This window comes from Psychrobacter sp. bablab_jr014 (genome assembly GCF_016464015.1).
Classification (GTDB): Bacteria; Pseudomonadota; Gammaproteobacteria; order Pseudomonadales; family Moraxellaceae; genus Psychrobacter.
This window is the reverse complement of record NZ_JACDXT010000017.1, coordinates 56,549-67,535: the sequence shown is the minus strand read 5'-3', so window position 1 is coordinate 67,535 and position 10,987 is coordinate 56,549. Positions and strand designations below refer to the sequence as shown.

General features: G+C 47.3%; 11 protein-coding genes. 8 read left to right on the top strand and 3 right to left on the bottom strand.

From position 1 onward, the window contains the following. The coding region (locus JIE71_RS04475) for an ATP-binding protein (protein WP_199507529.1) at nt 1–1,414 on the top strand (1,414 nt) is incomplete at its 5' end. A 38-nt stretch (nt 1,415–1,452) separates the two neighbouring features. Further along, nucleotides 1,453–1,632: a hypothetical protein gene (locus JIE71_RS04470; protein WP_199507528.1), complete on the top strand. Its 180-nt coding sequence runs from the start codon at nt 1,453–1,455 to the stop codon at nt 1,630–1,632. Here JIE71_RS04470 and JIE71_RS04465 read toward each other — a convergent pair. Continuing rightward, a complete protein-coding gene (locus JIE71_RS04465; RefSeq protein ID WP_199507527.1) occupies nt 1,629–3,062 on the bottom strand; it encodes an ATP-binding protein in 1,434 nt (477 codons plus the stop codon). The genes JIE71_RS04470 and JIE71_RS04465 overlap by 4 nt on opposite strands. A 259-nt stretch (nt 3,063–3,321) precedes the next feature. Between JIE71_RS04465 and rpsP the strand changes: the two genes are divergently transcribed. The 4 genes from rpsP (at nt 3,322) to rplS (ending at nt 5,648) form a co-directional block, all read left to right on the top strand. After that, complete coding sequence (gene rpsP / locus JIE71_RS04460; protein ID WP_199507526.1) at nt 3,322–3,582, top strand: 30S ribosomal protein S16; 261 nt, start codon at nt 3,322–3,324, stop codon at nt 3,580–3,582. A 169-nt stretch (nt 3,583–3,751) separates the two neighbouring features. Further along, the gene (gene rimM / locus JIE71_RS04455; protein WP_199507525.1) at nt 3,752–4,285 is read left to right on the top strand and encodes a ribosome maturation factor RimM; all 534 of its coding nucleotides are present in this window, start codon (nt 3,752–3,754) and stop codon (nt 4,283–4,285) included. Between the two features lie 18 nt (nt 4,286–4,303). Continuing rightward, the gene (gene trmD / locus JIE71_RS04450; RefSeq protein WP_199507524.1) at nt 4,304–5,071 is read left to right on the top strand and encodes a tRNA (guanosine(37)-N1)-methyltransferase TrmD; all 768 of its coding nucleotides are present in this window, start codon (nt 4,304–4,306) and stop codon (nt 5,069–5,071) included. A gap of 157 nt (nt 5,072–5,228) precedes the next feature. Further along, entirely contained in the window at nt 5,229–5,648 is a 420-nt protein-coding gene (rplS, locus tag JIE71_RS04445) for a 50S ribosomal protein L19 (RefSeq protein ID WP_199507523.1), read from the top strand. 222 nt (nt 5,649–5,870) lie between these two features. Here rplS and JIE71_RS04440 read toward each other — a convergent pair whose 3' ends face one another. Beyond that, nucleotides 5,871–6,419: a DUF4442 domain-containing protein gene (locus JIE71_RS04440; protein ID WP_199507522.1), complete on the bottom strand. Its 549-nt coding sequence runs from the start codon at nt 6,417–6,419 to the stop codon at nt 5,871–5,873. Between the two features lie 376 nt (nt 6,420–6,795). Here JIE71_RS04440 and JIE71_RS04435 point away from each other — a divergent pair, with 376 nt between their 5' ends. After that, on the top strand, nt 6,796–8,295 hold the full coding sequence (locus JIE71_RS04435; protein WP_199507535.1) for a DUF3360 family protein: 1,500 nt from the start codon (nt 6,796–6,798) through the stop codon (nt 8,293–8,295). A gap of 174 nt (nt 8,296–8,469) precedes the next feature. Continuing rightward, a complete protein-coding gene (gene uvrC / locus JIE71_RS04430; RefSeq protein ID WP_199507521.1) occupies nt 8,470–10,314 on the top strand; it encodes an excinuclease ABC subunit UvrC in 1,845 nt (614 codons plus the stop codon). 42 nt (nt 10,315–10,356) lie between these two features. Here uvrC and JIE71_RS04425 read toward each other — a convergent pair whose 3' ends face one another. Beyond that, entirely contained in the window at nt 10,357–10,935 is a 579-nt protein-coding gene (locus tag JIE71_RS04425) for a dihydrofolate reductase (protein ID WP_199507520.1), read from the bottom strand. Nucleotides 10,936–10,987 lie beyond the last annotated feature (52 nt).

Here is a 10,987-nt window from a genome sequence, read left to right as displayed (position 1 = left end):
TTTTAGCTCTAGTGATTTACGTCGCCTAAATAACGGTGAAGCTGTCGTACGCTATGTTGATCAACCGACCTATGCGGACGTCTATTATCTATTGCCTGATGGTACCAGTGTTTTAACTGTACGTATCTCACAGGTCAATGAGCAGCAAGTACGGGCAATGGCGGTATTTTTACTTGATGACTTATCGTACTACAATACGTTGTCAGAAAAGCGTAACCGCCTTGCCGATTTGGAACAAAAATTTTCTTTTCCCTTGTCGCTACAAGCGGTAAATAGCCTTAATCTTGATAGTGACCAAATGGCACGTCTGCGTCGTGATGAAGTGGTCATTTTATTCCAAGACACCAGCTCAAGTCAGAGCAATTCGTCGATCAATATCATTGTTCCTTCTGAAATCAATGACATGGCAGTACTGATGGGGCCAGTGCCCTTATTTAATTGGTTTCCGCTTAATTTGATTGTCAGTATGGTATTGATCAGCATGTTCCTTATCAGTCTTGGGGTCTATGCGTTGATTTTCCCGTTAGAGCGTAAGCTACAACTGATTCAAGTGGGCGTGAATGAGGTCAGTAAAGGCAATTTGGATGTACAAGTGCAGGTGATTGGTCAAGATGAAATCGCGCGTTTGTCTGCAACCTTTAATGCCATGACTGAGCACATTAAACGTTTGATTGAATCGCAACGTGAACTGACCCGTGCTGTGTCGCATGAGCTGCGTACCCCTGTGGCGCGTATTCGCTTTGCGGTAGATATGCTGGCGGATACCGATGATGAAGACTCACGGCAAATGCAGCGTGACTATATTGACGAAGATATTGAGTCATTAAATGGTCTGATCGATGAAATCCTGACCTATGCTAAGCTTGAAGAAGGTTCGCCGAAACTGGATTTAGAATCGGTCAATCTAAAAGAGCTGATTGAGCAAGTTGAGCGCGAAACCAATGCCCTTGGGAAACCGATCAGAATCATTGCTAAGACGCCCGCATCAAAAGTCACTGCGATTGCCGACAGGCGTTACCTACACCGTGTGATTCAAAATTTGGCGGGCAATGCGCTCCGTTATGCAGACAGCACCATTATCATCAGTGCTGGTGTGAGAAAGGGTAATGCGTGGGTGAGCGTTGAAGATGACGGTCATGGCATTCCTGAAGAAGATCGCGAAAAAGTCTTTATTCCGTTCTCGCGTTTGGATGACAGTCGTACACGTGCTTCAGGCGGTTATGGTTTGGGTTTGTCGATTGTGTCGCGAATTGCCTTTTGGTTTAATGGGGGCATGAAAGTTGACGAAAGCCCTGATTTGGGTGGGGCGCGTTTTATTATGACGTGGCCTGTCAAGCCTTTGACCCAAGCCATTGCGGCTGATGAGATTACGCAAGAACAAAGCGACCGTAGCTTTGGCAATAGCGCGCCTTAACACGCTATACTTGGCCAATATAGAAAGGAGAGAGAGTCATGCCCTATGTGTTTGGTGGTTTGGTGGTACTCAATGCGTTGATGCTGGGCTACTATTTATTTTTAAAGCAGCCAAGCGCAACGCAAAGCGTAAAACAAGCCAAGGCGGACTTGGTGCAGCCTATTGAGTTTAGCAACAGCGCGCTCTATATTCCGCCACGTATTGGCAATAAAGATTAAGACGCACTGTCAGCTGCGGATACATCTCCTGCGACTTTAGAAATCAGTGGAATACGCACACATACTTGCAGGCCACCTTCAGGGTGATTAATCGCCTCAACTGTCCCGTGATGTAGCCCTGCGATACGATTGACAATCGCCAGTCCTAGGCCGCTACCTTGTGTGGTTCGCGCTGTTTCACCGCGTTCAAAGGGCTGCATGATACGCTCTAGCTGGTCTTCTGCCACACCATCTCCACAGTCGCGCACACACAGTACCAGCTGCTCTTTGGCCTCTTGATTGACTTCGTTTTCTACAACCACCTCGCTGTCGGTGGCGGCTTTTGTTTCTGTAAAAGTCGGTACGACGGTTGCTGATAGATAAATAGGCGGCTTGCCGTAGCGATTGGCATTGTTCACCAAGTTAATAATCAAGCGCTTGATGGATAATGGGCGTACAGATACGGCCTTATCACAATCAGATTGATACACAAACTCAGTCGGCGCGAACTGTACCATAATCTCATTAAAAATAGTATCAAGCTTGGTTAAGCGCACAGGCTCATCGGAGCCATCTTTCATAAAAGAAATAAACTGCTCTAAAATAGCATCCATATCTTCAATATCATAAATCAAGCCTTCACGAAAAAACTCGTCAGGCAGCATCTCAGCCGTTAAACGCATGCGTGTTAAGGGCGTGCGTAAATCATGCGAAATACCCGCCAGCATAATTGTACGCTCCTTTTGGGCTTGATTGAGTGTCGTAAATAAGCGGTTAAACGCGGTGTTGACTTGGCGGATTTCGGTCGGCCCTTTGTCCGTCGGCAGCGTAGTAACGTGCCCCAAGCGGATGTAATTGGTCGCAGCGCGCTGTAAATAGCGCAGCGGGCGATTCAATTGCCTTGCCAGCATAATAATAGTCAATAAGGTTAAGATAGGCAGACCAAGCAAAAACAGCAATAGCAAAGTAGGACTGTATTGCGAGTAATAAATCATTGGCTCGCGCATCCAAAAGCTGGTATCTGTGCTGTCTTGTACCCAAAGCTGAGGCGTTGGTTTAAATTTAAAATAAACCTGCACAGGACGACCAATCTGCGCGGTGATTTCTCGCTCTAAAACATTGGTAAATAAGTCTACAAATAATTTGTCTTCAACGTCAGGAAAATCACTTTGGTTCTCGACCACAACCACATGAGAGTTGCGATAAATCCAGCGCTGTAACTCTGGATTGTCTTGCCAATCGGCTTTAGCGCGCTGAATTAAATGCAGCTCGCTACTTAAGTAGCGCGCATGCGTTTTGAGCTCAGGCAAATACAAGCTGCGCCAAAACAACCATAGCGTCAGTCCCACACTGATACTAACAATAAAAGTCACCATCAAGGTGGTGAGCCAGCTGCTAGAATACGAGCGTTGACGCCAGCTGCGCCGATACGAGCGAGAAGAAGAGGTCATGACAGGCGCCTTTAACTTATTTATCAATAAAACAAAGAAGTGCGTAGAAGCTATCTTAGTGTCATTAGTATAGTGAAATCGAGGTTACGGTGCCATATACGTCATTTAGTAGCATAAACCTTTAACGAGGAAAATCTATGCTAACTGATTGTATCGGCACACATAAAGTTGATAAATAAACACAGTTTATGTTTTCATAAAAATAAGACTATGCTATAATTATGCCCTTTTTGGTATACCTGCGAAAGAGAGAATTCACATGGTTGTTATTCGTTTAGCACGGGGCGGTGCCAAAAAACGCCCATTTTATCAAGTCGTTGTTGCTGATCAGCGCTGCGCACGCGATGGCCGTTACATCGAAAAGATTGGCTTTTTTAACCCACTCGCTAAAGCATCAGAAGAAGGCGTACGTTTAGACATGGATGCATACAATGCATGGCTTGCTAAAGGTGCACAACCTTCAGACCGCGTTGCTGCATTAGCAAAATCTTACAAGCCAGCTACTGAAGCGACTGCTTAAGTTTTTCTGGTAGTTTCTGATGCCTTACGGCATTGGGACAGTTAAGTTTTTGATAGCGTGACTGGTAGTTCCAGTGTACGCGCTTTATTGTTTATGATGAAATCAATAAAACTGCTGTAAACGTGTATGGTCAAGGCCATTTTATTTTGTCTCACTGATAAGTCATCGTATGTCTACAACACCGAATGCCGACAGTCTAATGAAAATTGGTCAGCTCAAAAAGCCTTATGGCATTAAGGGCTGGCTTTGGGTGTTTAGTGATACCGATGAGCGTGAGGCTATTTTTGATTGGCAGCCGTGGTGGATTAAAACCGCTACAGGCATTAAGCCTTTAACGGTCACCAACTGGCGCACACAAGGCGCAGGTTTGGTTGCTCAGTTTGAGCAAGTCCCTGACCGTAATGTGGCAGAGACCATGCATGGCGTTGCGATTTGGGTGGCTAAAGAGTCACTGCCTGATTTGTCTGATGATGAGTATTATTGGTCAGATTTGGTAGGTCTTCAGGTCGTCAATGAAGCTGAGGAATATTTAGGCGATATTACTGAGATGTTTGAAACAGGCGCACACGATATCATGCGTGTTGCACCGACTGACGACAGCTTGGATAATGAAGAGCGCCTGATTCCGTGGCACAAGCAAACGGTATTGACAGTCGATATGGCTGCCAAAACGGTTTATGTGGCTTGGCAAAGCGATTACTAAGCGTCGTATTGAGGTCAGATGTATTTTGCAGTCATCAGTATCTTTCCTGAAATGTTCGCCGCGATTCGTGATTTTGGTATCACAGCGCGTGCGTGTAGTGAAGGTAAGGTAACGATTGAGTGTATCAATCCTCGTGATTATACCTCTGATAACTACCGTCGTATTGATGAGCGTCCCTATGGGGGCGGCCCTGGTATGGTGATGATGGCTGAGCCTTTGGCAAAAGCCATTGAAGATGCCAAAGAACGCGCCAAGGCACACGGTTGCCGTATCGAAGTAGCACATTGTCCCGTTGTCTATTTATCACCGCAAGGCAGACAATTAGATGAGGCAAGTGTCGTTCAGATGAGTGATTATGATGGCATGATTTTACTGTGCGGTCGTTATGAGGGCATTGATGAGCGGCTACTGAGTCAGTATGTGGATGCAGAAGTCTCTATTGGAGATTATGTATTAACAGGCGGTGAGCTGCCTGCCATGGTACTGATGGACAGCGTAATACGCCGTTTGCCTGAGGTGATGGGCGATGCCCAGTCTGCTGAGCAAGATTCCTTTGTGGATGGCTTGCTGGACTGCCCGCATTATACCAAGCCTTATGTGTTTGCAGACATGGCCGTACCTGAGGTATTGCTCTCAGGGCATCATGCCAATATTGCCAAATGGCGATTTGTAGAGCAGGCCAAACGCACCAAAGTACGACGTCCAGATTTGTGGCAGGCTTTTAAGCCCTCAAAAGCTCAGGTCAAATGGCTACAGCAAGCCAATATTGATGACAAAACATCATAGACGACAGATATTATTTATTGTATCGCACGGGGTCATGTCAATGACTTCTGCAAATACCCCTATTGACGTCATCGCTTTGTATTTGAAATGATGACATTTATTACAAACAGGTGATACGCGTCAAGCCTCTATCATCTAATGTGAGGAGAGAACTCTCATGAGCAACAAGCATCCATTGGTTCAGGTCATTGAAAACGCTCAATTGCGTGAGCACCCAAGCTTCGCACCTGGCGACACTGTTGTCGTTCAAGTAAAAGTACGTGAAGGTGAGCGTGAGCGTCTACAGGCGTTTGAAGGTGTTGTTATCGCTAAGCGTAACCGTGGCCTAAACTCTGCATTTACCGTACGTAAAATCTCAAGCGGTATCGGTGTAGAGCGTGCCTTCCAGTTGCACTCACCACTTATCGACAGCATTGAAGTGAAACGTCGTGGTGCTGTTCGCCGTGCGAAACTATACTACTTACGTGAGCGTTCTGGTAAATCAGCTCGTATCCGTGAAAAGCTTGGTGCGCGTCCAGCGCAAACCAAAACCAGCGCTAATGTGCCTGAAGCGGTTGAAACTGCACCTGGTATCTAATGCCAAGCTCGCCTTGTGGTGATACTTCGCAGCTCACAACAAGGCAAAGAGATACAAGCCCTTATTCATAGGTTTATTTATAAATAAGCAGGCGTACCAAAAAAGACAAAACCCCAGTTTGTGCTTGATGCCAAACTGGGGTTTTTGTATGTCTAAGTCTAGCACAGTACCTTAAGCCATCGGCTGTTTTTTAAAGGTTTAGAGACGCAGTTCGATAAGGTATCAACGGTTTATCTTGCTTGACTGATGTGTGGATTTGCTGTGTTTACGCAGGCGAATATATAAAGTTTTGGTCACGGTAGCGACGACTTTTTGATGGTCATCGACGATATCGACGGTGTATTCACGGAACACAGGGTCGCCGTCTTTGGCCAGCTCTTGAATGTCTGAAATCTCTGAGCTGGGTATTTTGATACGCGCCGTCACATTGTCATGACCTGGTGCGACAAAGTCGATTTTGGCACTTTTATCCCATACTACGTAGCTGTTGCCGAGCTGACGCATCAAAATCAGCATATAAAAAGGATCGGTCATTGAATATAGGCTGCCCCCAAACTGTGTGCCCACGACGTTTTTATTAAGGGCTGTTAACGGCATACTGACCACACATAACCCTTGATCAAGGTCAATATGCTCAACTTTAATACCTGCACCCACGTACGGCGCATAAGTATTGATGCGTAGCTTTAGCAAGTGTGGCGTTAGTAGCGGCATGATATTCTTTTTAGCAGTGCGCTTTAGGTTTTCTAGCTTTTTAGGCAATAGACTCATGTCGTTATCCTTCAATCCTTTATATTCCATCATGGTCGGGCTGCCATCCATAGTGCCGTACCATTCGATATTCAAAAGATTTCTATCATAATTAAAAACCCTCTTATCAGCCAGTTGTAAAGCGTAACGAAATACGTGGCGCGAGGTAGATATTGCCAATATAAGAGGTCGCATTGTTTAAATCATAGTGCTAAATATTCTACATATCAATTTGTATATTAAGTTACTCGCCATAATAGCCTACAATAATAGTAAACTTGTATTTGGTTTTATTGATAACATAGCTGAGCATACATTTATGCGTTGATGTTCAAGGAGGACATGATGCTCGGCTACACAAGGAAAAGTGATGAGTGAAAATATAGAATCCACGGTCATGTCTGGACAGTATGTGGAGGGCCATGACCATCCTGCCTCTAATAAAAAAGGCAGTTATGCCGAACTGCACCGTAACAGCAGCAGTTTTGACAGTCGCGACGAATATCTAAACCACGAGCTACAAATCATGCAGCCCAAGCGCTGGCGTGTTAATTTGCCGTTTCGTGATTATCGTTTTGAATATGAAGACACCATTCCTGCGATGGCAGCGACCATTGGTAAAGTCGTCATGGTGGGCGCGATTGCGGCGACCTTTGCAGGCCCGTTGGGTCTTGGCGATGGTTTTATTCTTGAAAACGTCCGCTACGAGCTGCTTATCGTCTCGTTTTTTATTGTCCTGTTTTCAGGTATCTTTTTGCCGACAGCAAACCTTGCGGGCACGCATGGGCCTTTGATTCCATTGATTCCTATCGTCGTGGCCGCTGGTGGCCATCCCATGGCATTTGGTTTATTGATTGGTGCGTTTGGGCTGATGCTTGCTATCAGTAAGGGCGGCAGTTTGCTGGCGAACCTGACCAGTAAAGGGGTGTGCGGCGGTTTATTGCTGTATTTGGGCTTTATTGGTACGACCTCGCAGGTCAAAAAACTGTTTGCGTGGTCTGAAGGTATTGGGATGACGCATATTGCGTTCACTGTGATTTTGCTTACGATTTTGCTGTATGCGCTGCTGGAGCATTTTAAAAAACGCTGGCTGGCTGTGCCGATTAGCTGTCTGCTTGGCGGCGGAGTGGCGTTTTTAATGGGTGCGCCTTTTGCCTTCAAAACCGCACCTGGTTTGCCACATATGAGTCCGATGTATTGGTGGGGCGAAAATACGGGCTGGATGCTAGGCATGCCGACACTTGAAAGCTTTATTGTGGTGCTGCCGTTTGCGATTTTGGCAGTGGCGATGTGGTCGCCTGACTTTTTAGGGCACCAAGTGTTTCAAAAAATCAGCTACCCCAAACGCACTGAGCGCGTATTGATGGACATTGATGACACCATGGTCAGCACCTCGTTTCGTCAGGTCGCGGGTTCTTTATTGGGCGGGTCAAATTTTTCTTCTTCTTGGGGCACGTATATTGTCCCTGCAGCGATTGCCAAGCGTCCCATTCCTGCAGGCGCGCTACTGACGGCGCTGTTTTGTATTATCGCCAGCGTTTGGGGTTATCCTATGGATTTGGCAATCTGGGAACCTGTGCTGTGTATCGCGCTGATTGTCGGGGTGTTTATTCCGCTACTGGAGGCGGGCATGGAGATGACGCGAGAAGGCAAAACCACGCAGTCTGCAGCGATTGTGGTGTTTGCCTCTGCGCTCGTGAACCCTGCGTTTGGTTGGTCGTTGACCTTATTACTAGACAATTTGGGTTTGATTGGCTCAAAAGAGCGCAGTGCCAGTTTGTCAAGAATGAGCCGCTGGATTATCCCAGGTATTATGTTTGTGGTGTTAACAGGCGTGATGGCGTTGGTCGGTATGCTGCCAGGCATTGACGCGCTGTTGCCAAACTTTCGCCATTAGTCCACTAAGTTATTAAAAATTAATGTAAATAACCGCGTTAAATCATTGATAAGAAAGCCAGTTTTATACTGGCTTTTTTATTGTCTGTGTTTTGCGGTAACGATAGCGCGCTTGTAAAGCTGTCGCCACCCCCCATAATAACAGCATTCATTTGGTTTTTGAGAGCATGGTTTTATGGCAGAGACGCAAGCAGCGACCTCTAAGGATGACAAGGCAGCCCGCTTAAAGCACCTAATAAAACGGCTGCCCAATTTGCCTGGTGTGTACAAAATGCTGGGTAAAAATGGCGATATTCTGTACGTGGGCAAAGCCAAATCGCTAAAGAGTCGCGTGAACAGTTATTTTGCCAAAACCATTGACCATCCAAAGACGCGAGCGCTGGTGGCGCGCATTCATGATATTGAAACCATCATTACCCGTAGTGAAACCGAAGCGCTGCTGCTTGAGCAAAATCTGATTAAAGAGCATCGCCCGCCGTATAACGTGCTGCTGCGTGATGACAAGTCCTATCTGTATGTGTTCATCTCAGCGGACAAGCCGTATCCGCGCTTGGCTTATGGTCGCGGTAAAGGCAACCATCAAAAGGGGCGTTTTTTTGGTCCTTTCCCTTCCGCACATGCCGCCAAAGAAACCTTACTGCTGATGCAAAAGATGTTTCAGATGCGCCAATGCAGCAATACGTTTTTTCGTCAGCGCCAGCGCCCCTGCCTTGAGTATCAGATTAAACGCTGCCGTGCGCCCTGTGTGGGTTTGGTGTCGCCTGAAGAGTATAACGAAGATGTGAACAACACCATTCGCTTTTTAAAGGGCGATTCGAGCGACATTCACGGGGCACTTATTGACAAGATGGAGCACGCTGCTGATGGGCTAGACTTTGAAAAGGCTGCCTTTTACCGTGACCAACTGTCGATGCTGCGCGAAGTGCAAGCCAAGCAAGCGGTGTACACCGTGCAAGGCGAGGCGGATGTCATCGCCATTGACAGCCAAGCGGGCATGACCTGTGTCAATGTGTTGACCGTACGCGGCGGGCGCGTGCTGGGCGGTAAAAATTACTTTCCTGATATCGACAGTAGCGAGCCGATTGAAAACAACTTATCGGCGTTTATCACCTCGTTTTATTTTCAAGTGACGGACGATTTGCCCGCCGAGATTATTCTTAGCCATGACATTCCTGACCGTGCGGCACTGGCTGAAGCGCTGGGCACGCACTTTGGCAGTAAGGTGACGATAAAGGTCAATGTGCGTGAGCATCGCGCCGAGTGGCTGCACTTGGCAAAGCTTAATGCCAGCAATGCGCTGAAAACCAAACTGGGTGACTATTTGGAGCTGCACGCTCGTTTTGGCGCTTTAAAGTCAGTCTTGGCAGAAGTCACCGACCGTGAAATTGACCGTATCGAATGCTTTGATATCTCGCACACCATGGGCGAGGCGACGGTTGCCAGCTGTGTGGTGTTTGACCAAGGCGGCGCACGCAGACGCGACTATCGACAGTATGCGATTCATGACATTCAAGGCGGCGATGACTATGCCGCGATGAAACAAGCTCTAACGCGGCGCTATAAAAAACAGCCGTTGCCTGATTTGCTATTGATTGATGGCGGTAAAGGTCAGTTGAATATGGCAAAAGAAGTACTGATAGAGCTGGGTATCTTGGACGAGACGCTACTGATTGGTGTGGCAAAAGGCGAGGGGCGTAAGGCGGGACTGGAAGTGCTACACTTTTTGCAGCACCCGCCCATGGACTTACCGATGGACAGCAAGGCGCTGCATTTGCTGATGCATATCCGTGATGAAGCGCACCGCTTTGCCATTACCGCGCACCGTAAAAAGCGCGACAAGCGACGTTCATCCTCAGTGCTTGAGGTCATTCCAGGACTGGGGGAGAAGCGCCGCCGTGATTTGCTCAACCACTTTGGTGGTATTCAGCAGCTTTTGGGCGCGTCGGAAACCGAACTAGCAGGTGTGCCAGGTATTGGAAAAGTGCTGGCACGTACGGTGTATAAAGTCTTGCACGAGTAAAGCGCGCAAGACTTTGGCTGACATAGGGCGTGTCTTTACTGTTTAAGCAGAGGTGCGGCGCTCGTAGCGTACAAATTGATAGTCGAGGTCGCTTTTGTCATCGTGTTGGGTTTCGCCTTGTTCTGCTGCCACAAAGTCTTTAGGCAGTTCAGGATAAAACGCATCGCCGTCCTCAACTTCGGTATCGACCAGCGTCAGCTCAACGCGATCGGTATAGCGCAGCGCATCACGGAACACGCGCTCACCGCCAATCACCCAAATAGTATCTAAGTGCATACCATGCGCTAAGCTGGCGGCTGATGTGATGGCGTCATCCAAATTGTGGCGCACATGTACATTGTCATATTTGTCCAGACCGTGTGTCTTGGCGTAGTCCATATCACGCGTGATAATAAAACACACACGGTGCGGCAAGGGCTTTCTGTTCATGGATTCAAAGGTTTTGCGGCCCATAATCACAATGCCGCGCAAGCCGTTATTATTTTCAATATCACTGGTGGTCAGCTGTTTAAAATGCTGCAAATCGGCTGAGATGTGCCAAGGCAGCGCATTGTCTTTACCGATGCAGCGGTTGCGGCTGATGGCAGCGATTTGCGCGACTTGTGTACCCGCGTAGCTCATAATTCATCCTTATCGTTCGTTATTCTTTATGTGTATATCGTCACTCATGGCA

What these genes read in the sequence shown, in the direction of transcription:
- JIE71_RS04470 (WP_199507528.1), top strand. Translation starts at nt 1,453, where the DNA reads ATGCCCTATGTGTTTGGTGGTTTGGTGGTACTCAATGCGTTGATGCTG.
- JIE71_RS04465 (WP_199507527.1), bottom strand. Translation starts at nt 3,062, where the DNA reads ATGACCTCTTCTTCTCGCTCGTATCGGCGCAGCTGGCGTCAACGCTCG.
- rpsP (WP_199507526.1), top strand. Translation starts at nt 3,322, where the DNA reads ATGGTTGTTATTCGTTTAGCACGGGGCGGTGCCAAAAAACGCCCATTT.
- rimM (WP_199507525.1), top strand. Translation starts at nt 3,752, where the DNA reads ATGTCTACAACACCGAATGCCGACAGTCTAATGAAAATTGGTCAGCTC.
- trmD (WP_199507524.1), top strand. Translation starts at nt 4,304, where the DNA reads ATGTATTTTGCAGTCATCAGTATCTTTCCTGAAATGTTCGCCGCGATT.
- rplS (WP_199507523.1), top strand. Translation starts at nt 5,229, where the DNA reads ATGAGCAACAAGCATCCATTGGTTCAGGTCATTGAAAACGCTCAATTG.
- JIE71_RS04440 (WP_199507522.1), bottom strand. Translation starts at nt 6,419, where the DNA reads ATGAGTCTATTGCCTAAAAAGCTAGAAAACCTAAAGCGCACTGCTAAA.
- JIE71_RS04435 (WP_199507535.1), top strand. Translation starts at nt 6,796, where the DNA reads ATGTCTGGACAGTATGTGGAGGGCCATGACCATCCTGCCTCTAATAAA.
- uvrC (WP_199507521.1), top strand. Translation starts at nt 8,470, where the DNA reads ATGGCAGAGACGCAAGCAGCGACCTCTAAGGATGACAAGGCAGCCCGC.
- JIE71_RS04425 (WP_199507520.1), bottom strand. Translation starts at nt 10,935, where the DNA reads ATGAGCTACGCGGGTACACAAGTCGCGCAAATCGCTGCCATCAGCCGC.